26 protein-coding genes and 1 other RNA gene are annotated in these 26,606 nt (G+C 39.0%); 4 read left to right on the forward strand and 23 right to left on the reverse strand.

What is annotated here, in order from left to right; all coding sequences use genetic code 11:
* Positions 1–92: 92 nt before the first annotated feature.
* From AC07YC_RS00125 to AC07YC_RS00140, 4 genes are all read left to right on the forward strand, one after another.
* Positions 93–554 (forward strand): chemotaxis protein CheX, encoded by a 462-nt coding sequence (locus AC07YC_RS00125; protein WP_402790959.1) that lies wholly within the window; start codon positions 93–95, stop codon positions 552–554.
* A gap of 324 nt (positions 555–878) precedes the next feature.
* Complete coding sequence (locus AC07YC_RS00130; RefSeq protein ID WP_009370491.1) at positions 879–1,001, forward strand: hypothetical protein; 123 nt, start codon at positions 879–881, stop codon at positions 999–1,001.
* 24 nt (positions 1,002–1,025) lie between these two features.
* A complete protein-coding gene (locus tag AC07YC_RS00135) occupies positions 1,026–1,517 on the forward strand; it encodes a cupredoxin domain-containing protein (protein WP_336633971.1) in 492 nt (163 codons plus the stop codon).
* A complete protein-coding gene (locus AC07YC_RS00140) occupies positions 1,504–3,165 on the forward strand; it encodes a b(o/a)3-type cytochrome-c oxidase subunit 1 (RefSeq protein ID WP_089985098.1) in 1,662 nt (553 codons plus the stop codon). The genes AC07YC_RS00135 and AC07YC_RS00140 overlap by 14 nt, the downstream gene beginning before the upstream one ends.
* Before the next feature lie 47 nt (positions 3,166–3,212).
* Here the strand turns inward: AC07YC_RS00140 and AC07YC_RS00145 are convergent, their stop codons facing one another.
* The 23 genes from AC07YC_RS00145 to gpsB all read right to left on the reverse strand — a co-directional run bounded on the left by AC07YC_RS00145 (position 3,213) and on the right by gpsB (position 26,494).
* Entirely contained in the window at positions 3,213–4,709 is a 1,497-nt protein-coding gene (locus AC07YC_RS00145; protein ID WP_494918033.1) for a carboxypeptidase M32, read from the reverse strand.
* A 73-nt stretch (positions 4,710–4,782) separates the two neighbouring features.
* The gene (locus AC07YC_RS00150; RefSeq protein ID WP_494918035.1) at positions 4,783–5,877 is read right to left on the reverse strand and encodes a helix-turn-helix domain-containing protein; all 1,095 of its coding nucleotides are present in this window, start codon (positions 5,875–5,877) and stop codon (positions 4,783–4,785) included.
* Between the two features lie 557 nt (positions 5,878–6,434).
* Positions 6,435–7,382 carry a malate dehydrogenase gene (mdh, locus tag AC07YC_RS00155; RefSeq protein ID WP_494918037.1) on the reverse strand — a complete coding sequence of 316 codons (948 nt, stop codon included), beginning with the start codon at positions 7,380–7,382 and terminating at the stop codon, positions 6,435–6,437.
* Positions 7,382–7,744, reverse strand: a complete 363-nt coding sequence (locus AC07YC_RS00160; protein ID WP_036124869.1) for a BMC domain-containing protein — start codon at positions 7,742–7,744, stop codon at positions 7,382–7,384. Before AC07YC_RS00160 ends, mdh begins: the two co-directional genes overlap by 1 nt.
* A complete protein-coding gene (locus tag AC07YC_RS00165) occupies positions 7,737–8,021 on the reverse strand; it encodes a EutN/CcmL family microcompartment protein (protein ID WP_054611001.1) in 285 nt (94 codons plus the stop codon). Before AC07YC_RS00165 ends, AC07YC_RS00160 begins: the two co-directional genes overlap by 8 nt.
* 36 nt (positions 8,022–8,057) lie before the next feature.
* Positions 8,058–8,927, reverse strand: coding sequence for a phosphate propanoyltransferase (locus tag AC07YC_RS00170; RefSeq protein WP_494918039.1), 870 nt, complete (start codon positions 8,925–8,927; stop codon positions 8,058–8,060).
* A 12-nt stretch (positions 8,928–8,939) separates the two neighbouring features.
* Entirely contained in the window at positions 8,940–9,530 is a 591-nt protein-coding gene (locus AC07YC_RS00175; protein ID WP_494918041.1) for a phosphate propanoyltransferase, read from the reverse strand.
* Positions 9,531–9,620: 90 nt separating this feature from the next.
* Positions 9,621–9,899: a BMC domain-containing protein gene (locus AC07YC_RS00180; protein WP_008176438.1), complete on the reverse strand. Its 279-nt coding sequence runs from the start codon at positions 9,897–9,899 to the stop codon at positions 9,621–9,623.
* A gap of 16 nt (positions 9,900–9,915) precedes the next feature.
* Positions 9,916–11,406, reverse strand: coding sequence for an aldehyde dehydrogenase family protein (locus AC07YC_RS00185; protein WP_336633979.1), 1,491 nt, complete (start codon positions 11,404–11,406; stop codon positions 9,916–9,918).
* Positions 11,407–11,421: 15 nt separating this feature from the next.
* Positions 11,422–12,072 (reverse strand): ethanolamine utilization microcompartment protein EutL, encoded by a 651-nt coding sequence (gene eutL / locus AC07YC_RS00190; protein WP_494918042.1) that lies wholly within the window; start codon positions 12,070–12,072, stop codon positions 11,422–11,424.
* A gap of 11 nt (positions 12,073–12,083) precedes the next feature.
* Positions 12,084–13,103, reverse strand: coding sequence for an ethanolamine ammonia-lyase subunit EutC (eutC, locus tag AC07YC_RS00195; RefSeq protein ID WP_494918043.1), 1,020 nt, complete (start codon positions 13,101–13,103; stop codon positions 12,084–12,086).
* Positions 13,104–14,474: an ethanolamine ammonia-lyase subunit EutB gene (locus AC07YC_RS00200; RefSeq protein ID WP_494918044.1), complete on the reverse strand. Its 1,371-nt coding sequence runs from the start codon at positions 14,472–14,474 to the stop codon at positions 13,104–13,106.
* A 5-nt stretch (positions 14,475–14,479) separates the two neighbouring features.
* A complete protein-coding gene (locus tag AC07YC_RS00205; protein ID WP_494918046.1) occupies positions 14,480–15,904 on the reverse strand; it encodes an ethanolamine ammonia-lyase reactivating factor EutA in 1,425 nt (474 codons plus the stop codon).
* A 17-nt stretch (positions 15,905–15,921) separates the two neighbouring features.
* Positions 15,922–16,422: a EutP/PduV family microcompartment system protein gene (locus AC07YC_RS00210; protein ID WP_008176450.1), complete on the reverse strand. Its 501-nt coding sequence runs from the start codon at positions 16,420–16,422 to the stop codon at positions 15,922–15,924.
* Between the two features lie 10 nt (positions 16,423–16,432).
* Positions 16,433–16,774 carry an ethanolamine utilization microcompartment protein EutS gene (gene eutS, locus AC07YC_RS00215; protein ID WP_008176451.1) on the reverse strand — a complete coding sequence of 114 codons (342 nt, stop codon included), beginning with the start codon at positions 16,772–16,774 and terminating at the stop codon, positions 16,433–16,435.
* 25 nt (positions 16,775–16,799) lie between these two features.
* The gene (eutH, locus tag AC07YC_RS00220) at positions 16,800–18,041 is read right to left on the reverse strand and encodes an ethanolamine utilization protein EutH (RefSeq protein WP_008176453.1); all 1,242 of its coding nucleotides are present in this window, start codon (positions 18,039–18,041) and stop codon (positions 16,800–16,802) included.
* Positions 18,042–18,124: 83 nt separating this feature from the next.
* Positions 18,125–18,703 (reverse strand): ANTAR domain-containing response regulator, encoded by a 579-nt coding sequence (locus AC07YC_RS00225; protein WP_336633986.1) that lies wholly within the window; start codon positions 18,701–18,703, stop codon positions 18,125–18,127.
* Positions 18,696–20,138 (reverse strand): sensor histidine kinase, encoded by a 1,443-nt coding sequence (locus tag AC07YC_RS00230; RefSeq protein WP_336633987.1) that lies wholly within the window; start codon positions 20,136–20,138, stop codon positions 18,696–18,698. The genes AC07YC_RS00225 and AC07YC_RS00230 overlap by 8 nt, the downstream gene beginning before the upstream one ends.
* A gap of 244 nt (positions 20,139–20,382) precedes the next feature.
* A complete protein-coding gene (locus AC07YC_RS00235) occupies positions 20,383–22,290 on the reverse strand; it encodes an ATP-dependent DNA helicase (protein ID WP_336633988.1) in 1,908 nt (635 codons plus the stop codon).
* An 85-nt stretch (positions 22,291–22,375) separates the two neighbouring features.
* Entirely contained in the window at positions 22,376–23,512 is a 1,137-nt protein-coding gene (locus AC07YC_RS00240) for a THUMP domain-containing class I SAM-dependent RNA methyltransferase (protein WP_336633989.1), read from the reverse strand.
* Between the two features lie 3 nt (positions 23,513–23,515).
* Entirely contained in the window at positions 23,516–25,261 is a 1,746-nt protein-coding gene (locus tag AC07YC_RS00245) for a putative bifunctional diguanylate cyclase/phosphodiesterase (protein ID WP_336633990.1), read from the reverse strand.
* A 493-nt stretch (positions 25,262–25,754) separates the two neighbouring features.
* Positions 25,755–26,134, reverse strand: an RNA gene (rnpB, locus tag AC07YC_RS00250) — RNase P RNA component class B.
* A gap of 60 nt (positions 26,135–26,194) precedes the next feature.
* Positions 26,195–26,494 (reverse strand): cell division regulator GpsB, encoded by a 300-nt coding sequence (gene gpsB, locus AC07YC_RS00255; RefSeq protein ID WP_036124847.1) that lies wholly within the window; start codon positions 26,492–26,494, stop codon positions 26,195–26,197.
* Positions 26,495–26,606: the final 112 nt, after the last annotated feature.

Below are 26,606 nucleotides of genomic sequence, written 5' to 3' on the forward strand. Positions count from 1 at the left end.
ATAAATTTCCTGTTAATTCGTCAAGACATACTTTCATCTTACCCTTTTTACATGGTAAGATGTAGAAAAGTCGGAAAAAGGATGCGGTAATGATGAGTAATTCGAAGTACTTTCAAACTATTTTAAACGGGACTATTCACGCTTTAAAATCAATTCTACCTATGGATATAGAAGTAAAGTCGCCTAGTATTATTTCTGAACCCTTTCAACAGCAGCAAATGGGTGTATTAATTGGTTTAATCGGAGATCTAAAGGGTCGCGTCATCATTGACTCCTCTCCTGAAGTGTTCAGTGGAATCGGTAGTACCATGTTCGGTATGCCGCTTGAAGGAGAAATGCTAGAATCCTTTACAGGGGAATTTGGTAACATGATTGCAGGTAATTTATGTACAGCTGTTGGGCAAGAAAGCTTAGAAATTGACATCACTCCGCCAACTGTGATGGTGGGCAATACAAAATTATATGGCTTTGAAAAGGCATTTGCTCTCCCAGTTTCGGTCCCAAGCGTCGGTGCCCTAACAGTTCTATTAACAATTGAGGAAGAAGCGGAGTAGAAAGCTAGGTTTAAAGTCTATGCCAAATAAGACATTATATGCAGGAGCATACAGCATATATGTTTTAAATTTGCCATTCGCCTAGATACATTGATAAGACTTCCTTATTATCTATTATTTTTATTAAAAAAAAGCTAAATATAACGGTGAAACAAGCTATCTCGATGACTTTTGAGATAGCTTGTTTTTTTTCTCCTCTAAATTCTTCACACTTTCTTCACACAATTCGTCTAGAAGTGTGATTTTTTTCACATCAAATTGCATTGGATTTATATATGATGACTGTAAGAAACATCAACTATAAAAAGCGTAGGAGGAGCAAAAATGGCAAATAAAAAGAAGTCAGATGAGAATTTAAAAGGTTCACTCTATGCAGTTTTTGGAGTAGGTATCATCATTATTTTACTTTGGGTATACTGCTTTGATTTGTTCATTGGACGGTTTTAATCTACGAAGAAGGGAAAGAAACATATGCACATACATAAGTATGAGAAGTATTGGCTTGTGTTCGGGGTTGCTACTTTAGTCGTATTCCTAATCATTCTCGGTATCGGAGCATTTCATCAAGGCTCCCACCCGAACAATGGTAAAAAAACACTAGATTACGAGAAAGTGAAAGAGACAGCACCGTTTGATAATCCAGGAGTCCATAAGGTAGAGGGCAAAGATTGGGATTATGAGGTAGTCGTAATAGCTTCTGCATTCAATTATAATCCTCCACAAATTGAGGTACCACTTGGTGCAAAGGTAAAATTCATCGCAACAAGCGAGGATGTCATGCACGGTTTTGAGGTTGCAGGTACGAATATCAACATGATGCTTGAGCCTGGTTATATTTCAGAATATGTAACAGAAGTCAACAAAGTAGGCGAGTTTTTAATCGTATGTAACGAATATTGTGGTACAGGACATACGATGATGCACTCTATGCTAAAGGTGGTGGATTCAAATGAGTCACACTAATTCAATGACAAAAGTAGATCGTCGTGATGCAAAGCTTGCAATGGCGCATATATATGTGGCATTTATCGCATTGCTATTAGGTGGTCTTGCAGGTTTATTACAAGTATTTGTACGTTCTGGTCAATTTACTTTACCAGCGGGCATTGGCTATTACCAAGTGTTAACCGTACACGGAGTATTACTCGGTCTTATTTTAACTACATTCTTTATTTACGGTTTCCAAATTGCCAGTGTCAGTCGTACTTCTGGTACATTTACTAATAGTCAACGCAGACTTGGTTGGATTGGCTTTTGGTTAATGACAATCGGTACAGCCGCTGCGGCAACGATGGTTTTATTGAATAAAGCAACTGTTCTTTATACGTTTTATGCGCCGCTAAAGGCACACTGGATTTTCTATTTAGGCCTTACACTAGTCGTAGTTGGTTCTTGGGTTGGCGGCGCAGGTCAAATTTTACGCTATGCTCAATGGCGCAAAGAAAATAAAGGTAGCGGTCAGCCTAGCCCATTATTATCATTTATGGTAGTTGTAAATAATTTAATGTGGTTCGTTGCAACACTTGGTGTGGCAGCTTCTGTATTAATCCAACTGTTACCATGGTCATTAGGTTTAATTGAACGTGTCGATGTTGCCTTATCTCGTACCCTTTTCTGGTATTTCGGCCATGCACTTGTTTACTTCTGGCTATTACCTGCTTATATGGTTTGGTACGTAATTATTCCAAAGGTTATTGGCGGAAAAATTTTCTCCGATTCCCTAGCAAGGCTTTCGTTTATGCTGTTCTTACTCTTCTCTATTCCTGTTGGGATTCACCATCAGTTAACAGAGCCTGGTATTGATAGTACATGGAAGTTCATTCAAGTTGTCTTAACATTTGCTGTAATCGTTCCATCTTTAATGACAGCCTTCTCGATGTTTGCTATGTTCGAATTACGTGGTCGAGAATTAGGTGGAAAAGGACTGTTCGGATGGTTCAAAAAATTACCTTGGAAAGATTCTCGTTTCTTCGTTCCATTTATCGGTATGGTGGCATTCATTCCTGGTGGTGCTGGCGGTATTGTCAATGCCTCCTATCAAATGAACCAATTAATCCATAACACTATTTGGGTGACTGGGCATTTCCATTTAACGATTGCAACCGCTGTTGTTCTAACATACTTTGGTGCGGCCTTCTGGTTAATTCCACATTTAACAGGACGTACTTTAACAAAGGCTTTAAACAATCTTAGTAATTTCGCTGGTATCTTATGGGCAGTCGGTATGACTATTATGTCTTCTGCTATGCATATTGCTGGTCTTATCGGTGCACCTCGTCGTTCAGATTACTCAGAATATGGTGGTGCTTCACAGGCATATGATTGGATTCCTTATCAAATTGCACAAGCTGTGGGGGGAACGATTCTCTTTATCGCCATCCTAATCATTATTTATATCGTCGTGAAATTAGCTTGGTTTGCACCTAAGGGTGAAGAGGAGTTCCCTATTGGGGATGTACATGAGCTTAGTGGTCCAACACCGGCTATTTTAGAAAACTTTAAAGTGTGGCTTGTCATTTTAGTTGCCTTAATTTTATTCGCTTACACCGTGCCAATCTTTGATATTATTTCGAATTCACCGGCTGGCTCCAAAGGCTATCAATTGTGGTAAGCATTTAGAAACAAGCGATTTCTCATTGTAGAGAAATCGCTTGTTTTTTATAGCTGATATAGCTTTGTATATTTTTCTTGTAAATAGTTTGCTAGGTACTTAGCATTTAAGCCTTCCCCTGTCGCTTCTTTTAGCAATTCGAATGGTTTTTTCAATGCCCCATATTGGTGGACCTTGTCTGTTAGCCACTCTCGAATTGGCAGTAGCTCTCCCTTTTCTAGTAGCTCATCAAAGTTTGGAATATCCTTGTCCATCGCGTGCTTCCATTGCGCTGCATAGATCATTCCTAATGCATAGGATGGGAAATAACCGAACATGCCACCTGACCAATGCATGTCTTGTAATACTCCCATTGCATCAGTCTCAGGACGAATGCCTAAATATTCCTCATATTTATCATTCCAAACTTGTGGCAGATCCTTCGCCTGTAAATCCCCATTGAACAAGTCACGTTCAATTTCATAGCGAATCATGATATGTAGTGGATACGTTAATTCGTCCGCTTCAATACGAATAAAGGACGGTTCTACCATATTGATGGCACGTAAGAAATCGGCTAATGCCACATCACCAAATTGTGCTGATGAGAAGTGTTGAAGACGCTCATAGTTACGCTCCCAGAACTTGTCATTTCTTCCAACAAAGTTTTCATAAAATAATGATTGTGATTCATGAATCCCCATCGATGTACCCGTGGCTAATGGTAAACCTGCAAGTTTTTCATCAATATTTTGCTCATACATCGCATGACCACATTCATGAATTGTGCCAAAAATAGCTGAACGGAAGTCATTTTCATCATATTTAGTCGTAATACGCGCGTCACCATAGTTTAAGCCGATCATGAATGGATGGACACTTTCATCTAAACGGCCAGCATCAAAGTCGTAACCAAGCTGAGCTAGCATCTCTAGTGATAGTTCACGCTGAGCTTCACGTGGAAAATGCTTAAATAACATGCTTGTGTCTGGTTTATTCGATGAATCAGCAATTTTTTGTACAAGCGTTACAATGGATTCGCGTAAATCACCAAATACTTGGTCTAATACATCTGTCGTCATGTCTGGTTCATATAAATCGAGCAATGTATTATAAGGAGATCCATTTTTAATGCCCCAATATTGAATGAATTTTTTTTGCCATTGAATGATTTCCTCTAAGAATGGCAGGAATAGTTCAAAATTATTGCTTTCCTTTGCTTCTTCCCAAGCCGTTTCCGCCTTCGATTGTAAAATCACAAATTCTTTATACTCTTCAGCAGGAATTTTTTTATTTTGATCGTAATTCTTTCTTACTTCTTCCACTAAACGAAGTGTCACGTAATCAAGGTTTGATTTTTGTGCCTCTAAGGCTAATAGTAGCTCACCTAATTGTTCACTCGTTTGCATATCAAATAAGGAGGCTGATAATGTACCTATTACCTCTGAACGTTGTGCTAACCCTTTTTTAGGTGCTCCCGTTCTCATATCCCAATAAATTACATTGAGTGCTTCCTCATAATGCTGCATCTTCTTAACATAGTCAGTAAATTGTTGAACAGTCATGCTTTCATCCTCCTTGTGCTATAAGTTTATCATATTTTCGAAAATTTTGTATATTGTGGGCCGTTTAGTAGTTTTACTCAGATTTTTCATTTTTCACTTTATCTATGATTTTTAAATACTGAGTATCTCCGAGCCCATATTGAGGAAAGAGACGAAATAATTGTGTTAACAATTCCTGTGGTGACTGATCAACATGTTTCTTAATATAAGTAGAAATATCATTTTCTTCTTTTAAATAGTCAAAATATAATTGAATGCCCTGATACATTACTGGTAAAAGCGTTGCCTCTGGGATACGATGGCGGATCAAAACGTCTTGATAAATCTTTAAATAGTCTCCCAGCACGAGCTCAATTTCATCCACATCATAGGTCGCTTCCTGTACCATATGGAAATAAACTTTGCCTTCGTATTTTTGCTGCTCCAGAAAAGCAAGTACAGTTAACAAGTTCATTTGACAAAACATATCATCCCCAAACCATAAAACGATACATTGATAGTTTTTGGTCCACAATGACTTTAAAGGATTCACTGTTATACGCTCATAGTCCTGGACTGCTACTTGGTGTCCAGCAGCACGAATTTTGTTAAATTCTTCATCAAAAATAGGGCTTACTGTTTGATTGGTACACATGGCTTCATTAAAAGGTACATAATCACTGTTCCCCATTAATTGCTGTTTCGAAAACTCCTCGTACATCATTTGACCATTTAAAACATTCAATATCGCTTGATCATATTGCGCATGTATTTTCTCTTGCAATGCTTCAATTTTTAGTTTTGAAGAAATATCCATTGTAAACCATCCTTTTTCATCCTTTAAATTCTTTTTTACAAATGTTTGCAAAGGTTGTGGGGACTTTCGGAATTCATGAGGGCTTATACCAAAGACCTTTTTAAAGGCTCTAGAAAAGGATTCCTGTGTTGAAAAGCCATAATGTAAGGCAATATCGATCATTTTTTCTTCCGACTTTTTTAATGCTTCAGAGGCCAAATATACCTTGCGTAATGAAACATATTTTTTAATGGTGATCCCCGTTATTTGATGGAATTTAAACGAACAATAATACGGGGAATAGCCCATATCCTTTCCTAAATATTCTAATGAAAAGCCTTCTAAGAGATGATCTTCAATCCAATCAATCATCTCCTGTATGATGTTATTCATCCTCATCCCTCCTCCTTTGATTATAGTAGAGGTGATATGGTTTGTTATGATATAGGTTGTGATATTATGTGCTTTGATAAATGACTATTTATCTGGAGCATTGACCATAAAGAGTGAAGAGATAGCATCTACTGTGTTCAGTGAAGGACTACAACAGATTCTATTGCCGCCATCGCCAACTGCAGCATAAGAAAAGAAATCTTCCCCCACTTCGTTGATACACCAAAAATTCCTAAAATTCACCAATTGATATGACACCATCACTTCTCCCTTTTATCTATGTCTTATATCTGTTATACACTTTCCCCTCAAGGCAAAGTCAACATCCTTTAACCTATTTGCATAAAAAGCCCTTTTTACCAAATAAAAAAACTGTAGCAAACGATGTGCTTGCTACAGCTCGTCCTCTCTTAATCAAAGAGAGATATATATTAGGAGAATTTTCACTAGCTTTCGAGTAATGTTCGGTTTCCAATCAAACATTTTTAGGAGCTGCCATTCATTTACAATCGAAAGAAAGATGGGGATTCTTTCTATTCATCGAAAGTAGAGTCTGCTTACTCTATGTTTTGGCAAATGGCAATTACTTGTTTAACAGCTTCCGCAGAATGCTGAAGCGCTGCTTGTTCTTCATTTGTTAGGTGCAATTCGATTACAGATTCGATACCATTGCCACCTAAAATTGTTGGTACCCCTAGATACAGGTTTTGGTACCCATATTCACCTTCTAATAGGGCAATAGAAGGGATAATTTTCCGTTGATCTTTCATAATGATTTCGACCATTTGCGCGCATGCAGCAGCTGGTGCATAATACGCACTACCATTTCCTAATAAACCGACAATTTCACCGCCACCCTTACGTGTACGTTCAACGATTTGCTGGAGTCTATCCTGGGGGATGAGTTTTTCTAGCGGAATACCTCCTGCATAGGAATAACGGATTAATGGTACCATTTCATCACCATGTCCACCTAGCACAAAGCCAGAGACATCTTCAGGTGCAATTTGTAGCTCCTGTGCAACAAACGTGTTGAAGCGAGCTGTATCTAACACACCAGACTGACCAATGATACGGTTTTTAGCAAAGCCTGTTTCCTTGTGACATACATACGTCATGGCATCAACCGGATTACTCAACACGAGGACAATACTATTTGGAGCATAGTGTTTTATTTGTCTTGAAACCTGTTGAATAATTTTCGCATTCGTTGTCACTAAATCATCACGGCTCATGCCTGGCTTACGAGGGATTCCTGCAGTAATGACTACGATATCTGCACCAGCAATATCCTCATAATTACTCGTCCCTTTTATCGATACATTAAACTTTTCTATTGGACCTGTCTGTAATAAATCCAATGCCTTCCCTTTAGTTGGGTTCTCAGCTTCGGGTATATCGACAAGCACGACATCGCCTAGTTCCTTTTGTGCTAAAAATAAACTCAATGTAGAACCGGTATGACCGGCACCAATCACAGCGATTTTATTTTTACGAAATGCCATTATGCTTCACCTCGATTATCTGTCGCTGGTGTTGCTTCGGTTGTTTTTTTAGCACGTGTGGATGTAGGAGCCGGCTTTTTCTTCGGTGCCTCTGGTCCATTAATCATTTGGAATACCTCGTCATCAGGTCTTGGAATTACGTGAGCGCCTAATAATTCTCCTACACGCATAGCAGCCGCTTTTCCAGCTTCTACTGCTGCTTGTACAGAACCTACGTCACCTTTCACGACCACTGTCACAATGCCACCATCTACGAATTCCTGCTTGACGATTGTCACGTCAGAAGATTTAATCATCGCATCAGCTGCTTCATAAGAACCTACCAATCCTTTTGTTTCAATCATGCCAATTGCGCTACTCATTGTCCTCACCTCTCATCACTTCAGTAGAATCAATAATACCTATAATAACTGCATCGATTGGTAACGGATTTTCTTTCATAATATAGCGTGATGAACCGCCACTTGTTATGAGAACATCATCACCAATCCCTGCACCGATACGATCAGCTGCTACAATTTCAGTGCGAATCGGCTGTTGATTGGAGTCAATTGGTTGAATGATTAGTAGTTTTAAACCATTCAACCCTTCCTCCTTACGTGTTGCCCATACACTGCCTATCACTCTTCCCATTTGCATGAACTTCACCCTCTTTATGCTACACAGATTAATTTGCTACTCAGAACGGATCGTTAACGTTTTATTTAACTCTCGCAGCTTATCATAAGCTAACGCCGTTACAATGGTTTTCCTTGGCACGACAATCTCTTGCGCATCTATTTCTAACACTTCCAGTTGTGAAAGTAGCTTTTTGTCATAATGATAAATAGCTGGTTTTTCTACCTTTGCTACGACTGGAGACTGCTCTTTCACTGAAATCGGTTGCTCATTCACTTGATGCTGAACGATTTCTGCTACTGTTCCTTGCTGAATTAAACCTGCATTGGCTTCATCTGTATCAATATGCATCTCTAATCGATAACGCTCTGATACACGGATAACCACATTCGATAAAATAATTGGGCGAATACCCTCTACCTTGATTTGTACAGACTGTCCATCTACTACATTGAATTTCGCACTGTCTTCTGGGGACATATGAATATGGGCTTGTGCAACAATGAGTCCTTCATTTAGCACGACACTTCCCTTTGGACCAATCAATGTAACAGGGCTAGAGCCTTGTATATCACCTGAAATTCTTAATGGTGGTTTTATCCCTAGTTTCATGGCATCTGTCCAGCTGACTTCCACTTGTGACAATGAACGAGCTGGACCCAGTATACGTACACGCTCAATCGATCCTTTTGGACCAGCAATGACTACGGTTTCCTCCGCAGCAAATTGCCCAGGTTGGGAAAGCTCAAACTTTGGTGTAAGCTGATAATTCTCACCAAAGAGCTGTTCCACTTCTGCTTGTGCAAGGTGGACATGGCGGGCGGATACACCAATTGGAATTTTACCGTCATGTGGAGGGGAAGATTGATTTTTTAAAACTTGCTGCAGAACTTCTTCTACAATTTTTTGCACTAAATTTTCTTGCATCTTGCCTCCTCCTTACGATGTTACTTTTACTAATGTTCCTTGTGCTTGTTGTTCAATAAAACCAGCGTTTGCTTCATCCGTATCAATGTGCATTTCCAAACTAAAATCATTGGAAACGCGTACAACAACACCACGGAATGTAACTGGGCGGTCACTGATTACTTCTACAGAAACCAATTCATTATTTTGAACTTCCAATACTTTCGCGTCTTCCTCAGTCATATGAATATGTGCCTGTGCAATAATGACTCCTTGCTCAATGGTCAATTCATGATGTTGGCTACTAATTTTGATGCCTGCTGAATGGTCAATATCTCCTGACTGTCTAAGCGGAGGGGTTACCCCTAGTTTCATCGCATCTGTTCGGCTGACTTCCACTTGCGTAGCTGCTCTTACTGGACCAAGTACTCGAACATTATGGATAACGCCTTTCGGCCCCTCAATGGAGACACGCTCCTTTGCTGCAAATTGTCCAGGCTGTGATAAGTCAAAATCCTTTGTTAGCGTTGCTTGTGGACCAAAAAGTGCTTGTAAATCCGCTTCACTTAGATGGATATGGCGAGCCGAAATGGCCACTGGAAATGTTTTTGTTGCTGTTGTCACGTTAGCCACCTCTATATTAAATGGATTGTTGTTCCTTGATGACAAGAGGAGAGCTGTCCTTGAGTTGGATCAGCTCTCATTGCTGATATATTAAGCTTCTGCTTTTGGTAAAATCATTTCTAATTCATGGTGTGGACGTGGGATTACATGCACTGATAAAAGTTCCCCTACACGTTGTGCTGCTGCTGCACCTGCATCTGTTGCTGCTTTTACAGCACCTACATCTCCACGAACAAGAACCGTTACGATACCGCCACCAACATGTACTTTACCTACTAAATTAACGCTTGCCGCTTTTACCATTGCGTCTCCTGCTTCGATTGCTCCTACTAAACCTTTTGTTTCTACCATTCCTAATGCTGTACTCATTTGTCATTCCTCCAAATTATTTATTTTGTAATGTGATTTGTTTTAATACTTGATCAACGATTTGTTGAACCATTGTTGTGTCTAAAGAAGGCTCCTGTGAGACAACCGACTCAACAACGGACTGTACTTCAAACTCTGGTTTTGGCACTTCTACATCCTTAATGCCATAAGCCATACGTTTAATGTTTAACAGATGTCTTGCTGTAATGTTATCTGACGTAATATTGCCGCCAAATGTACCACAGCCTAATGTAAAGGATGGTGCTAATCCAGTTGTGCCACCTACTGCACCAATAGATGATAGTGTATTCACTACAATACGAGATACTGGTAATTCAACGGAAAATTGCTCTGCTAAAGCTGCATTTTCAGTATGAATCGAGCATGTATGTCCGCGTCCACCAATATTTAAAAGGTCAATCATCACTTGCTTAGCTTCTGTACTGTTTTCTACCGTATAGAGGGCAAAGATAGGTGACAATTTTTCAAGAGAAAACGGGATATTTTTACCAATCATCGTTTCTAAGCCAACAAGTACTTTAGTATCCTCTGGTACAGTGATGCCTACAGAATCCGCTAAGCAGGTTGCTGATTTGCCGACGATTTGTGGATTCACCTTTCCAGGAACTGGTGAAATTAATTTCTCCATTTTAGCTTTTTCTTCAGCATTTAATAGATAGGCACCGTTTTTCTTTAGTTCTGCTTGTACCTGCTCTGCAATTGCTTTATCTACAATAATAGCTTGCTCTGTAGCACAAATTGTGCCATTATCAAACGATTTACTGTGCACCAATTGACGTACAGACTTTTGAATATTAGCTGATTTTTCGATGTAGGCTGGGACATTCCCGGGTCCTACCCCATAAGCAGGCTTTCCTGAGCTATACGCTGCCTTCACTAATGCGCCGCCACCTGTTGCTAAAATCAAATGAATATCAGGATGCTTCATTAGCTGCTGTGTTGCCTCCATAGAAGACATTGTTAAACATTGTAGTAAACCTTCTGGTGCACCTGCTTGTTCTGCAGCTACTCGGCAAACGTCTAACGCCTCTTTTGTACACTTCACAGCATATGGGTGAGGACTTAGCACTAAGGCATTTCTCGTTTTCAAAGAAATTAATGTTTTAAAAATAGCTGTTGATGTTGGATTCGTCGTTGGCACAATCCCTGCAATAACCCCAAAAGGACTTGCAATCTCTGCCACTTTTTTCATACGATCATAGCCTACGATACCAACCGTTTTTAATTCTTTAATATCTTCATAGACATCGCGTGAAGCAACTTCGTTTTTCATTTTTTTATGATTAGGGATACCCATCCCTGTTTCTTGCACAGCCATTTTGGCTAAGCGATCCGCTTCCTTAAAGGCAGCATCCGCAACAGCCTTCACGATGCTGTCTACTTGTTGCTGTGAAAATTGCATATAGGCAGCTTGTGCTGTATTAGCATGTTTAACAGCATCTCTCATTTCTTGAATAGCTAATAAGTCTTTGTCTAACGTGGCCATAAAGCCGCCTCCTTTCTAAATCACTGGGTTTCTTGCTAAATTTTCGATGACTTCTCTAAAAGCTTGTGCTGCAGCCTCGCAGGAAGATTGGCTGCCACTTAATAAACCGCCACCAAAATTGGTTTCCGAGGGAGGGCCAAAGAAAACCTTTAGCTCTACATCTGCCGCCTTTAATGCTGCATCTAAACCAACAACTGCCTCCAATGGCGGTGCGATTAAATACGCAAGAGGTGTGCCAACCTTTACATCTGCTAGTTCGGCAAGATACGTCCCACAGCTTGCCACCGTATGGGCAAACAAAGCATGGTTGTCATTGTTATTAATAGCTTCAAAGTACGTGTCAAACTCTATTTTCTGCTGAATGGCATCTAGACCACTACGGATTTCATCAGGAGAGCTCCCAGCAATAATGCCAATAACCTCCCCCGACAAGGGACCAGAGGAATGTGCCGCTCCTGCATAGAAACTTTTCGCATAGACAACATCAATATCTGCCTTCTTCGTTGCTTCATCTAATGCTACATATCCTACATCATCAATTGTGAGCGTCACGAGCCCAATACTATGATGGTGCGGCTTCAAATCTAGCTGCTCTGCTAATTCACTGTTAACTCTTGGAATAGTTTGCATCGCTAAAATTTGGGCCATTATTTTTTGAGGATTCATATTTCAGCCTCCTAACCTTCTTTTGCGACAAGCTCTACCCCACTTGCCTCGTAATGCAAGATTTTTTGTACGATTGTTCCAAGGTACGCGCCCGCCTCTAATGGTGGGATGCCTCCTTTATGGATATTAGATATGACCATACGCTCTGCTTCTACTGTACCGATTCTAGGTTTATAGCATAAATAAGCACTCATCGATTCAGCTGATACTAGTCCAGGACGCTCACCAATTAAATAAACAATAACCTCCGCCTGTAACAACTCACCGATTTCATCCATGAGCGCCACTCGGCCTTTATCGATATAGAAGGTCGTGCCTATATCAATATTTAAATTGCTAAGACTTTGCTGAAGCGCTAAATAAACATCTTGTACATTTTCCTCAATCGCACTCGCACTTAAGCCATTCGAAATAATAATCTGTACTTTCGGCTGTTGCTTGCACTTTTGTTGAATTAATGACTTGGCTTCATCTGATAAACGACGACCTAAGTCAGGTCTTGTAATGTATTCCTCTTTATCTGTTACTTTCGTTGTCACTTGAAAGACATCAAGTTTTTGTAAAAGATCTTCTGTCACTTCACCATACACAGCATCCACTGCAGCGGCATGATCGAGACGGAACTTTAACCATGTTTTTGTTTTTGGTCTTGTGCCCGCTCTACCTACTCCAATCCGAGCTGGTGTATGTTTTTTAGCCGCCTGTATACTGTCCGTTAATGTGTCTGCCTCAAACTGAAAAGGCTTAATGGGTACAGCCATATTTAACGGTTGTTCAAAAGTTGCAGGAGCTATATGTGCCTGCTGAGGAGTTCCTTGCTGATACAGCTGAATTAATGGTTCACTTGTTGTAGACATAGGTTTTGCTAATTCTGTAGTACCTTTAGTTGCTGCTGTATCATAGAACTTAATAAGCGGCTCCTCTGTTCGTGTTGTAATTACCTCTGGCGCTTGCCCTTCAGTAGTTTTCTCCATCTTTTCGATGACAAGTTGTGTAATCATAGAGACTAATTGATCATTCACTCGACTCACCTACCTTTCAAAAATGGATAAATCGCCAGCCCTAGCTGAAAGTCGACCATTTTCATAAATGCCCATTTTCTCAAGCCATGCTAAATATTCTGGTGCTGGTTTTTTTCCAAATGTTTGTAGTAATGTAGCTACATCATGGAAGCTCATTGATTGATAATTGAGCATGACATCATCACCCATCGGCGCCGCAATAATAAAGTTAACGCCAGCCGCTGTCAGTAACACACTTAAATCTTCCACATCATTTTGATCTGCCTTTATATGGTTTGTATAACAAATATCCACACCCATAGGGATACCATGCATTTTGCCCATGAAGTGATCCTCAAGACCCGCTCGTATTACTTGTTTATTGTTGTATAAATACTCAGGGCCGATAAAACCAACTACCGTGTTAACGATATAAGGGTTGAAATGTCGAGCAAATCCATAATTGCGAGATTCAAGTGTAACTTGGTCGATGCCCATATGAGCTTCTGCCGATAGTTCCGAGCCCTGGCCTGTTTCAAAGTAGAATAGGTTCGGACCAGTACCCGTTCCCTGCTTTTTAATGAGCTCTTCTGCTTCTCTTATTAAATCTGCTGAAATGCCGAATGAACGGTTGGCAATTTCAGTGCCAGCAATACTTTGGAAAATCATATCCGCTGGTGCACCCTGTTTAATGGCCTTCATCTGTGTCGTAATATGGGCTAATACACAATTCTGCGTAGGAATTGACCATTCATTGATAAAATCTTTTGTAGCAGTTAATACCTTTTTGACACTTTCAACTGAGTCATCCACTGGATTAATACCAATAACAGCGTCACCAATACCATAGGACAGACCTTCCTTTAGGGAAGCAATAATACCGTCGATATTGTCGGTTGGATGGTTTGGCTGTAAACGTGATGACAGCGTACCTTTTTGACCGATAGTAATATTACATGTCGATAAAATCTCTACTTTATTGGCTGCATGAACGAGATCTAGATTTGACATTAGCTTCGTGACAGCTGCAATAATTTCAGAGTTCATCCCTTTGCTTAAACGCTTTAACTCACGATCACCTGTATCATTCGATAAGATGTATTCGCGTAGCTGCTCAATGCTCCAGTTTTTGATTTCTCCATATATTTGCTCATTAATATCGCCCTCAATAATGCGTGAAACTTCATCATTTTCTTGCGGCACTAATGGATTTTCTCGGATATCTTTCACTAGAAGCTCACTTAGTACTGCCTTCGCAGCTATACGTTGCTGAACGGTTTCAGCTGCAATTCCCGCTAGCTGATCACCTGATTTTTCTTCATTGGCCTTGGCCATGACATCTTTTAATGATTTAAAATTATATTTCTCTCCACCAAATATCACCGATAAATTCACATTCATCCTCCTTACTTTGAGTGGAAGGCAAGAGTTTTCACGACAACTGGAACAACGCCTGATGGCAGAACCTCTCCAATATCGATGTAATCACCCGTCTCCACTTTGATTTGATCGATGCAAATAATTGGGACTGTCGAATTGATTGCTTGTATGGTTTGTCCAATAATCTTTGCATAATCTGATTGAATGACTATGATAATTGGTATGTCCTTGGAGCATCTTGTTGCTAAATGTTGCAAGATGGCCTCACACAATGCATGTACATCCTGAAAGCTTAAATACGGCAATTCACTAAAATAGAGTGCAAATGGTGCACGATTATCCTGTATCGCAAATAAATCATCTGCTCGCTCCACCGCTATTTTCACCGTGCTGTTATAGTCTATTGCTGTTTCATCCAGATGGCAGTTAAACACAGGAACATTTTTGAGTGGTAACACCTCGGCATCCACCTGGATGGTTGCCCCACTAATTTCCGTAGTTTGTGTACCTGCACCAGTGACGGTCGCACGAGCGGTTTCTTTAGGTTGGAGCCATAAAAATGATTGTAGCTGCTCATGCTGAACGAGTATTTTCGCTAATCGCTCACCAATATCATCATATTGACGCTGTGTACATTCATTTTCATAAATACAAGAGGCTACTCCTCCAGAAAAGACGATGGCATCTACTGGTTTATGCCAGTTTGGCAAATGCCCAAGTACTAATGGATGCTTGTCATCCGTACACTGTCCCTTCAAAATTAAAGCAAGCGTACCGACCATTTCCTCTATACATTGCGTCACTCGAGCATCCTCTGCCGAATCACCGACGGATAACGGATTAGACCACTTTTCCATCAGTTCCATGAGTGGCGGAGAAATTGATTGAATCCTCCCATTGTTAAATTCAATCAATCTACCACCAACATGTAAGGTACATGTCCCGATGACTTCTCCAAATTGCATAACTGCAATATTGGCAGTTCCACCACCAATATCTATATTGGCAATCACTTTTGAAGAGTTTTTGGATTGCTGTAGAGTACCTGACCCTTTAGCCGCAATAATGCCTTCTAAATCAGGACCAGCAGTAGCAACTAAAAAATGACCTGCCCCATCTGCAATGGTATGGACAACCTCTTTAGCGTTTTCCTTCGTGGCAGATTCACCAGTTATAATAATGGCGCCTGTTGAAATATCAGTTGGTGCGATTTGAGCCAATTGATACTGCTGAAAAATGAATTCTTCAATTTTTTTCATATCGATGATGTCTTTATTGATAAATGGTGTCTTGATGATGGGACTTTGATGTAACACCGTCTTCTCAATAATTTCAATCCTTGGCACATGGGTTACACCAGCCACATTCTTTAACAAAAAACGACTAACTACCATTTTGGTCGTGCTTGTCCCAATATCAATGCCAGCACTATAAATTTTTTCAGTTTTCACCCTACACCACCCTCTCGCTACTGTGAGCAATACATGAGATATGGACTATCGCAATCCTTCACGAATTGTTGAATTTCCTCGTGTGTATGAAGCTGAATAAGTGGCGCAATCCATTCCACGCCAAGCTTTTTCCACGAAGAAGTTTTCACGATAGGGCCCTGTGTCATCACATTTTTTAATAAACCTGTCGCTCTTTCAACATCTGCATCAGGTGCATCAATTTTTGTAATGACACCGATTTGTATTTTCGGAATCCCTAAGCTAAATTGCGGAGGAAACACACTTCTTGAAGATGTGGCATCCTGCAAATAAATGACATGTGTTACTTCCAACGAAGTGGCCATAATGTTTCTGTAATACATGGGATTTTCAATATATTCACCGGGTGTATCGACAATCCAGTCTTCATAAACGAGTGCTTGTGTTTTATTGGCACTGCTTTCTTTGCCCAACAAAGTATTCATCAATGTTGACTTTCCTGCTTGCACACCGCCTATTATCATTACTCGATTTTTCATACGACACATCCTATGATTTTGTTATTCTTGATGGTGTATAGCCTAATACCTCGGATAAAAAACGATTAATTTCTAACATCGCCATTTCCACCTCTGATACACTACCGACAATAACGAGACTGCCTGTAAAACGGTCTAAAAATCCTAATCTAACATTGGCAGCTTTCGTCGCTAAATCCCCTGCGATGATAACCGTTTCACTTGGAGTACACGTCATAATACCTAGCGCACCCGATTCTTGAATACCCAGCTTTTGAAACATCTCGGGGTCAGGGTTCGCAATAAGGTGACTCAATGTTAGCTGTTTACCCGGTACAAACTCCTGAATAAATCGTTTCTTTTCTTCACTCACACATCATCACCTCACTTTTAATGGATTAAGATTTTTGATCTAAATATTCGCCTTCTTTGATAATGCCTGCTTTGCGATCTTCCATTTCTAACCTTAAGGCAGTCGGTACAGAAAGCTTATACGCTAAAATAATCGCAATCACACCCGCTAAAAACTTACCTGCAATTACAGGTAAAATAATCGTCGGCTGGAAATTAGCTGTAAATGATAAGTGATCGCCTAATAAAAATGCTGAACATACACCAAACGCAATATTAATAACTTTATCTTTTGGTGGCATATGACGAACAAGCGTGAACATCGCCAAGATATTAGCAATGGTTGCTAAAATCCCTGCACTCCCTACAGATGAAAGGCCCAATTTCTTACCAGCCGCTTCAAGTGGTTTCGATGCATATTTTCGAATTAAATAAACCATTGGGAATGCACCGGCTAGCATAATACCTATATAACCAGCTGTTTCTAATGCTCTGAATTGATCGATCTCATCAGCCATAATTGGATCGAAGCCCCATGCACCAAATATTTTTGTAAAAATACCTGTGAAAATTTCAACAATCGAGAACACTAATACCAATTTGATTCCTGCATCCATCACACGGCCGAATAACATGAAGCCTGCAATCATACCGTTTGGAATAAGCTTTAAGCCTAACGCGATTAACACAACAAAGATGAACAAAGGCAGTAAATTAATTAAAATTTGTAGAACAGAAATGGCAAATACATATGTAGGTGCCTCTGTTGTACTAATCACTTCACGCACTTCTGTGTTAAATAGCACGATCATAATCGATGAAATAAATGCACCAATCGGAATTGTTAATACGCCGGCCATAATACCAAGCGCCATATATTTATGATCACGCTTATCTAACATCGCAAGACCCATTGGAATCGAGAAGACAATAGTAGCACCTGACATAAATCCAACGACTAGAGCCATTACCCATCCCTCATATGACTCTTTTAAAGCATTGGCTAATTGGTAACCACCCATGTCCGAAGCTAGAATAGTCGTCGCTGCAATCGCAGGATCTGCACCAATTAACTCAAAAATCGGACTAATAAAATGACTAATAAACCATGTTAAGTAAGGTATAGCTGCCATGATCCCTGCTGCTGGGACGAAAATATGACCAACTGTATGGATACCATTCATAAACTCTTTACCAATTCCATACTCAGCATCCCGGATTGCTCCGATTGCCCCTAAAACAGCACAAATCATAATAATATAAACGATAATCGTTCCTATCATTGCCATCTTACTCATCACCCCTTTATGATTAATAAATTTATATAAAAAAAGGCACTTTAAAGAAGAAATCTCTTTAAAGCGCCTTTGCTTCACCTATTAACTTGTAAGTTTAAAATTATTTGCTCCGCAATATGCACCATTTCTTGCTGTGTTTGCATACTTTCATTGCGAATTTTGCGGTAAGCCTCGTCCTCGCTTATATTTTCAGCCTGCATAAGCAAGCCCTTCGCTCGTTCAATGACTTTTCGCTTATCTAATTGTGTTTGCTTATGTAAAATCTCCCCATTGAGACGATTGAACTTATCAATTTGATGAAAAGCAACCTCTAACACAGGCAACACATTTTTTTCAGAAAACGGTTTCATAACATATCCTAATATATTATCCTGCTTCATGTATAGTAATAATTCTTTTTCACTATATGCCGAGATGAAGAGAACAGGTATGCCAAGCTGTTGTTCAATAATTTTACTTGCCTTTAAACCATCTAGTTTAGGCATTTTAATATCCATTAAGATTAATTGTGGATTATGCAAAAAGGCTAGCTCAATGGCAGTTTCACCATTATTAGCTTGTGCCACTACTTCGTAACCATTATCCTCTAGCATAAACTTCAAATCGATGGCAATCAATGATTCATCTTCGACAATCATAACTTTCCTAGTCATTTACGATAAATACCTCCTCACTTACAGGGAACTGAATTTGAGTATGTGTACCTTCTTCACTAGGGATAATTGAAAATGAGCCAGCTAAATCATATTCCACAAGCCTTGTGATAATTTCCATGCCAAATGATGCCTTCACCTCTTGCATTCCAACGCCGTTGTCAGAAATATGAAGTGAAATAGTTGAAGCCTCCTGCATGAAATGAATATCAATGGCTCCTTCATCACGACCAACAAAAGCATACTTTAATGCATTTTGTAGTAGCTCACAAATAATGAGTGCAAGGGATACTGCCTTTTTGGAATGGCAAAATACTCGCAAATGTTCGTGATGAAATGTTAGTTGAATCGTTGCTGTATTGGACGTGCCAATCATTTTATGTCCAATTTTTTTAGCCAATGCAATAACGTCTACTTTTTCCTCAGCGTTATCCTCATTTTCTAAAATAAGCTCATATACAGATGAGATGCTATATATTCGATTTAATGCCTCCTGAAAAGCACTTGCATTGACAGCCGACAATTCATTGCGCATTTGCAGGCGTAATAGGCTTGTCACTGTCTGAAGATTATTTTTCACACGATGGTGAATTTCTCGTATGGCAAATGTTTTCATCATAAGTTCATTTTCTTTCAGCTTTAGCTCTGTTAGATCATGAATAATGAGGAGTGTAACCTTGTCATTTTGACTGCGAATTGGAATTTTCTTCACGATAAAGGATTTACGTTCAATCGTAATTTCTAGGAAAAAGACATCGTCGCCTTTATCATAGACCTCCTGTAAAAACGGTAAGATTTTATCCAACGCAACATTGTCAAAGTTTTCTAATCCCGAAAGTTCTGAAATAAAATGATAGCCAGCTGGGTTACTGTAGATGACTTTGTTTTCGTGATTGGTAAGAATAATTGACTCCACAAGTAAATCAGAAACAACTGGTATCGGTTGAGAATTAGGTTCTACAATATGTTCAATTAATGCAAAAGGCATATTTTGAAAATCATCTTTTGGTGTCGTTTGCATCTTCACCGTCTTTTCCTGAATCAATACAGCAATTACTTGCTGTTGTTCATTAAAGATTGGAATCACATTTTGCTCCACCGTAATGCCTTCTTGTGTAACGGCTCTGGAAATCGATGATTTTTCTTTTTGTTTAAACGCAGTAAATACGGCTGGTTCAAAACTTTCAAAAACGAATTTTCCAATAACCGATTTTTCGTATAAACCTTTTTCCTTGTTAGGGAATGCTTCTGCCACGACAATTGCATGTGATAAATTATCCATCATACAATCTATGAACATATAACAATCAGTGAGCTCTGCATAATATTTAAGCGTAGCTTCTAGTTCTATTAACTTGTCAATATCCGTTGCCGAAAGATTAGTATAGTTTCTACACAATGATTGAATGTTCGACAGGTTAAAGCCCCCCATCATGGAATAATCAACAATCAGTTTGATTATTCTTAAAAATTCTTGTCATTATTATAAACCTTTTGTGAAATTATTTTCAATACAAAAAATATTATCTTTCATCAAAATTCATTGCATTACAAAGAACTATATAGCTTAAAAGAGAAATATTCAACATCTTTTTGTTATTACATTATTTAACAAGGGAAAAACAACTATTTCGATATAACAAAAAGAGAGCTTGCCGATTAAGCAAACTCTCTTATTTCTACTTTATTTCAGGTGCAACAGCTAATATATTTTCAAAGGCTGCGCGTTGTTTTTGTTCTTCTTCATTTAACAAAATATGAATATCACCATGATCGTTTGACGTCCTAATTAAGCGGCCCATTCCTTGCTGCAAGCGCAATTGCATAAATGGTAGCTCCACTTCTTCAAATGGATTTTCAGCAAACGTACGCTTCGCATCAAATAACGGATCCTGTGGAGGAAACGGTAAATCATAAATAATAACGCGTGTTAATGCTTCTTCAGGTAAATCTAACCCTTCCCATAAATGATATGAGCATAATGTTTTAACGATTCCCTGCTGGAAATCACGAACAATGGCCGAGAGCTCTCGATCACCTTCAAAGGCAACATGCATGCGCTCCATTAATGGCAATTCGGCTTTAAATTTTAACATGGCTTGCTTGGATTTAAATAAAATTAATGTTTGCTCTCCATCACGCAGTAATTGCTGTACATGTGCGGTTTTAGCATGTTGATCAAGCTCATGTAAATAGATTTTCATGACTTCTTCATAATCAAATGGCGAAGGGACTGAAAATGATTGGGACTCTTTAATACCTAAACTATAGGCGATATACGAAAAGTCTTTATTAACGGATAGAGTAGCAGACGAAAAGACGATCGGAAGCTTTTTAGAGAATAGTTTTTCTGCTAAAACTTCGGTAATTAAACGAGGCATAATCACCAACGTTTCTTCTCCATCTGTTTCCTCCAGCCAATCCACTGCATCTCCTTGAGCTATGAAAATACGTAAGGAAGCCTCATATTGTTCTAAATATTCCTCTGCCATATTTAACTCATATTCAGGAATCATATACATTTCAGATTCAAAAACAAATTCTTCCATCAATATTTCCACATCTTGTATCAATTGTTTTCCATAGGCGAGCAATGTTTTGGATTTATTGATACGTTTACGATCCTCATCTGAAGGAACGATATCATCACGAAGCTGATCAAAAAATAACTCATGATCATCTTGCAATTTTTCCATAGCATACAATGTTCGCTCTCGCACACCATCTACCATTAATCGCTCTAAAAGCTGGACAATCGTTGTTGCCTGTACTTTATAGGTCATTGCTTTTTGTGCAGCGTATTCCAACAGATGTCCTTCATCCAATACCATCATAGACACTTCTGGTAGTAAGGCAAGCTGTCCCTCACGTTCACGAGATTCCTTTGTAGCTAAATGCTCCATTAAGAAATCTTGCGAACAAATAACTAAATCCGTTGATTTACGGTAATGAGAACGATGCAATGTTTGCCCACAGCGATTACGTAGATCACATACAGAGCATTGCATAATCGAGTTGTAATTAACTTTTTGCCAATCCTCATCACTGACAGTTGGATAATTACTACGTTCTCCATATGGATGAATAGCAATCATTGAACCTTGGGCATATACACCATCCGGAATGGAGAAGGAAATATCATCAATCCATTCATCCGATTCAACTTTTTCCGCTTCCTCAAAGCGTTTTAAGCATAAATATTGATCACGTGATTTGGCTAAACGAACATCAATTTCCAGACCAAGCGTTTTTTGTAGCTTATAGATGTCTCCGCCCTCTTTAACGAGCTGATCGATTAATGTTTCATCAGCACAGGCAATAAGTGCTGGTTTCCCTGTATAGCGTGCATAGGAAATAGCTGGGAGTAAATAGGCGATTGTTTTCCCAGTCCCAACACCCGCTTCCGCAAAGAGTACGTTTTTTTCTTTTAGCGCTTGTTCTATTTGATAAGCCATAAAGATTTGCTCATCACGACACTCAAAGCCTTTTTCAGGCAATTCATCATAAAGGACGTCACCCATCCAGTCACCTAGTGAATCAAAAAATGATCGGTCCTTTGATAATGCAAATGGTAAAGATTTACGCAATTGATGTTCCCCCTCTTACTATCTGGTGCTATTATACGCGACGAAACGGAAGATAAGAAAAAATCTTATCTTCCGTTACTATTCGTTAATCTCTTTTAGACTTTTGTCCCCAGAACTGATAATAATTTGTTTCGATAAAACCATTAAATAATTTCCGTTTTTTCGTCGCTTGACGTCCATATAATTCTTCAAAATTTTTCATGGAGGATAGCATATATACAGACCAAGTTGGATAGTTTTTCATAACTATCCCTAAATCACGGATAACCTGTTCTACAACTTCAACATCACCAATACGTTCTCCGTATGGCGGGTTACCAATCATTACACCATCTGTTAACTGAGTCGTGAAATCACGTGCTTGCATTTGCTTAAACGTAATTAGCTCACCAAATCCTGCTTCTGAAGCATTTTCTTGTGCAATGCTTACCATACGATGATCAATATCAGAACCTACAATTTCTAATGGCTGATCATAATTGGCCAAACTTTCTGCTTCGTCTCGTACAGCATCCCAGATTTGCGCTTTCATCCATGGCCAGTCTTCAGAAATAAACTCACGATTATAGCCTGGTGCTATATTTTGTCCAAACATGGCAGCTTCTAAAGCAATGGTTCCTGAACCACAGAATGGATCAACAAACGGACGATTTGGATTCCATTTTGAAACTTGTATAAGCGCCGCCGCTAAGGTTTCTTTTAATGGTGCCTCACCTTGTGCTTGACGATAGCCACGTTTATGAAGACCTGCGCCGGATGTATCAATCGTTAGTGTCGCCACATCTTTTAAAATTGAAACCTCAATTTTGTAAGTAGCACCTGATTCATCTAAAAAGCCAAGTCGCTTATAATGCTGCTTCATTCGTTCAACAATCGCTTTTTTTGTAATAGCTTGACAATCAGGTACACTAAATAATTTAGATTTAACTGATTTCCCTGAAACAGGAAAGGCAGCATCCACGGGTAAATATTTTTCCCACGGTAGAGCTTTTACACTTTCAAATAATTGTTCAAATGATTTTGCTGGGAATTGTCCAACGACAATTTTTACACGATCGGCTACTCGTAGCCACAAATTGGCACGTGCAATCGCTGTTTCATCACCCTGAAAATATACTTTACCATTGTCAACAGTTGTTTCATAGCCAAGTGCTTTTACTTCTTGGGCTACAATTGCCTCTAAACCCATTGCTGACGTTGCTACTAATTGATAATTTGCCATAGATTATTTCCTTCCTTGATGCTCAATTTCCCAATATTCCATAAACTCCATAAGATCGTTTAATGGTAATGGTTTGCTGTAATAATAGCCCTGAATAATATCACAGTTCATTTTACGTAGTATATCCACTTGTTGTGCCTGTTCTACACCTTCTGCCACAACTTTCATTTTTAGGCGATGGGACATTTGAATAATAGCATCTACAACTGCCTGTTTTTCATCGAGCGACCCAATATGTTGAATAAAGCTTCGATCGATTTTTAAACAATCTAGCGGAAAGCGAACTAAATAGCTCAGAGACGAATAGCCTGTCCCAAAATCATCTATGGAGATTTTAAAGCCTAATTGTTTCAAACGAACTAATTTGCTCACGGTTTCGTTAGCACTGTTCATGACTGTTCGTTCCGTCACTTCTATTTCAAAATTGTTTGCTGGCATATTATAGCGTTCTAATATTGCTTGGATCGATTCTAAAAAATTTTGCTGTTTAAAGTGAATGCTTGATATATTAATGGCAACCGGTATTTTCCACCCGTATTGTTGCATTTGAATAACTGCCTCGCACGCCTTTTCCAGAATGACCTCACTTAAAGGAATGATTAATCCTGTTTCCTCAGCATAAGGGATAAACTCTCCAGGAGAGACAAAGCCTAGCCTTTCATTATTCCAACGGACCAATGCCTCTAATCCTTGAATTTGCTCATTGTCCATGTAAATTTTCGGTTGGAAATGCAGCTCAAATTCACGATTGTCAATGGCTCTTCTTAATTCTGAATCTAGCAATAAGACACGCTGTGCATCTGTTTGCAGCTCATCAAAATAAAAAGAATAGCCATTCAAACCATTCTTTTTTGAATAGGTCATTGCTCTGTCAGCACAATTAATGAGTTCTTCCGTATTTTTCCCATCTACTGGATAGACACTTACGCCTATGCTTGTAGAAATAAACACTTCCTGGCCGTTTATCATCATTGGCTTTTCAATACTACTTATTATTTGTTCAGCAAATTGTGCAGCTTCTTTTACGTTTTTTACATTCGTTAATGTAATGACGAATTCATCTCCGCCATATCTTGCGATAATATCTTTGTTTTTCAGTAAATGTTTTAGTCGTTTGGCGACTTCTATTAAAATGGAATCTCCGACAGCATGACCTAAAGTATCATTAATTTGCTTAAATCTATCTAAATCTAAAAAATAGACCGCATGCTGCACTGAATGAGAAATAGCAGAAGTTGATTCTAAAAGATTATCCATTCTTTCGATATAAGCAAAACGATTGGATACATCTGTTAGTGAATCAGTCAGTAAACGTTTTTCTAGTTCGTTTTCTACTATTTTTCTTTCAGACAAATCTGTGAAAATACCACAATAATTTGTAACCTCACCCTCATCGTTGGTTACACAAACAATTGTTAACCATTCAGGATATACGTCTCCAGTTTTACGACGATTCCATATTTCTCCTTGCCAAATTCCTTCTTGTCGTATCTGTTCCCACATTTCTAAATAGAACGGTAATTCATGTACACCTGATTGTAAAACGGCAGGTGTTTTTCCCACCACATCATCACGTTTATAACCTGTGACAAATTCAAAGGCAGGATTAACCATTACTATTTTTTTGTATTCATCAGTAATCATGATACCTTCAGATACATTTTCGAAGATTTTAAGTATTAAGGTAGTAGGATATTGAGAAATCAACTTCAATTTATCCACACTTTCCCAATTATTTACTCCGTTCATGTTCCGCCCCATCCTATCTCTCTATACTCCCCTTTAAAGGGCACTTACGTCAGGCCAACTCGTATGTAAATCAATGACACCCCATTTAGATGGTGTACAGTTTTTTTGAGTAACTCGTAAGCTCGTCTTAAAAATCTGTGACATCCTTAGAGGTTTATACTTGATTCAGCAGTTGTCCTGTCGCCACCTGAATGGAAAGAAAATGTGCAAACTCTCGCTACCTCTCGAGTAGAGTCATGTGTATCTAACATGTTGCTAGGTACACAAACTTTTGCTGAATCAAGATAAATACACATTGATGCGATCACCGTTTTCAGATGTTGTGACTTAGAAGCGGTAGCGATAGAGGCTTGACTATCAAATAGCCATTCTCAAACGTATCGCGCATACCAAGACTTGATTAACTAGGTTACTTTTTCCTCATAAACTCAAAAGAAAAGCTCTCCACCGAGTTGGAGAGCGCTTGTTATTTCGTAAATAAGCATCAAAAAAATTCCATAAGCCATGTTTTGTTCCTGAGTACTCAAACAGCTTGCGCCTCGTACGACCAGGTAGTAATCATCTATCTACAGAGCAAGCTCCGTCCCTCTATCCGTTCAATTCCTTCAAGAGAGTGCCCCTACCATAATTTGGGTTTCTCACTCGTGGGGTTTACCTCGTTCCACCTTGCATGTTTCCAAGCAAGCTTCGTCACTGTGGCACTTTCAGGAAGTGTCAACCATATCCAAGGACTTAGGTTTTCCTTCCGCCGTCAGCCTGAACAGCTGCCTTACCTTATTTTTTCAGTAAGCACGAACACTACGGACATCTCAGTACCGTGTGAGCATGGACTTTCCTCTACGACGTCTAGCGCCGCAGCGATTACCAGAATTTCATGATGATACGAAAGATTATACTAGAGTTTTATGTTAAATACAATATAATTGACTAAAATTATTCGTATAGCTTGCTACCAAATACATGTTTTTCTAAATTAGAAAGACGTTTTAAAATGTCAAAATTAGTTGTACCTGCTGCTGCCGCTGATGCAACGGGTTGTCTCTTCGGTGTATTTTCAATTTCTTCTTTTAATTGTCTATTCTCTTCACGTAGTTGGGCCATCACTTTTTCAAACGTTTCATAGTCTTGAATAATTTCATCAAGGAATGAATCTACTTCTTCCACATTATAGCCTTTAAAGTTCTTTTTAAATTCCTTTTCAAGGATCATTTTTGACGTTAATTTAATGTCCATTCACATCGCCCTTCCTCACACTACATACACGAATACATTATAGCATACTTCAACACATTATATCGTCTGAAAACTCCATTTGTAAGGCTAAACTTGTCGTTTTATGCGATTA

Source organism: Lysinibacillus sp. GW247-5R2A (genome assembly GCF_059424475.1).

What these genes read in the sequence shown, in the direction of transcription:
- AC07YC_RS00240 (WP_336633989.1), bottom strand. Translation starts at nt 23,512, where the DNA reads ATGGCAAATTATCAATTAGTAGCAACGTCAGCAATGGGTTTAGAGGCA.
- AC07YC_RS00170 (WP_494918039.1), bottom strand. Translation starts at nt 8,927, where the DNA reads ATGCAAGAAAATTTAGTGCAAAAAATTGTAGAAGAAGTTCTGCAGCAA.
- AC07YC_RS00135 (WP_336633971.1), top strand. Translation starts at nt 1,026, where the DNA reads ATGCACATACATAAGTATGAGAAGTATTGGCTTGTGTTCGGGGTTGCT.
- AC07YC_RS00130 (WP_009370491.1), top strand. Translation starts at nt 879, where the DNA reads ATGGCAAATAAAAAGAAGTCAGATGAGAATTTAAAAGGTTCACTCTAT.
- AC07YC_RS00160 (WP_036124869.1), bottom strand. Translation starts at nt 7,744, where the DNA reads ATGAGTAGCGCAATTGGCATGATTGAAACAAAAGGATTGGTAGGTTCT.
- mdh (WP_494918037.1), bottom strand. Translation starts at nt 7,382, where the DNA reads ATGGCATTTCGTAAAAATAAAATCGCTGTGATTGGTGCCGGTCATACC.
- AC07YC_RS00165 (WP_054611001.1), bottom strand. Translation starts at nt 8,021, where the DNA reads ATGCAAATGGGAAGAGTGATAGGCAGTGTATGGGCAACACGTAAGGAG.
- AC07YC_RS00225 (WP_336633986.1), bottom strand. Translation starts at nt 18,703, where the DNA reads ATGACTAGGAAAGTTATGATTGTCGAAGATGAATCATTGATTGCCATC.
- AC07YC_RS00145 (WP_494918033.1), bottom strand. Translation starts at nt 4,709, where the DNA reads ATGACTGTTCAACAATTTACTGACTATGTTAAGAAGATGCAGCATTAT.
- AC07YC_RS00185 (WP_336633979.1), bottom strand. Translation starts at nt 11,406, where the DNA reads ATGGCCACGTTAGACAAAGACTTATTAGCTATTCAAGAAATGAGAGAT.
- eutH (WP_008176453.1), bottom strand. Translation starts at nt 18,041, where the DNA reads ATGGCAATGATAGGAACGATTATCGTTTATATTATTATGATTTGTGCT.
- AC07YC_RS00180 (WP_008176438.1), bottom strand. Translation starts at nt 9,899, where the DNA reads ATGAGTACAGCATTAGGAATGGTAGAAACAAAAGGTTTAGTAGGAGCA.
- AC07YC_RS00150 (WP_494918035.1), bottom strand. Translation starts at nt 5,877, where the DNA reads ATGAATAACATCATACAGGAGATGATTGATTGGATTGAAGATCATCTC.
- eutL (WP_494918042.1), bottom strand. Translation starts at nt 12,072, where the DNA reads ATGAATCCTCAAAAAATAATGGCCCAAATTTTAGCGATGCAAACTATT.
- AC07YC_RS00230 (WP_336633987.1), bottom strand. Translation starts at nt 20,138, where the DNA reads ATGATGGGGGGCTTTAACCTGTCGAACATTCAATCATTGTGTAGAAAC.
- AC07YC_RS00140 (WP_089985098.1), top strand. Translation starts at nt 1,504, where the DNA reads ATGAGTCACACTAATTCAATGACAAAAGTAGATCGTCGTGATGCAAAG.
- AC07YC_RS00245 (WP_336633990.1), bottom strand. Translation starts at nt 25,261, where the DNA reads ATGAACGGAGTAAATAATTGGGAAAGTGTGGATAAATTGAAGTTGATT.
- AC07YC_RS00125 (WP_402790959.1), top strand. Translation starts at nt 93, where the DNA reads ATGAGTAATTCGAAGTACTTTCAAACTATTTTAAACGGGACTATTCAC.
- AC07YC_RS00210 (WP_008176450.1), bottom strand. Translation starts at nt 16,422, where the DNA reads ATGAAAAATCGAGTAATGATAATAGGCGGTGTGCAAGCAGGAAAGTCA.
- gpsB (WP_036124847.1), bottom strand. Translation starts at nt 26,494, where the DNA reads ATGGACATTAAATTAACGTCAAAAATGATCCTTGAAAAGGAATTTAAA.
- AC07YC_RS00200 (WP_494918044.1), bottom strand. Translation starts at nt 14,474, where the DNA reads ATGAATGTGAATTTATCGGTGATATTTGGTGGAGAGAAATATAATTTT.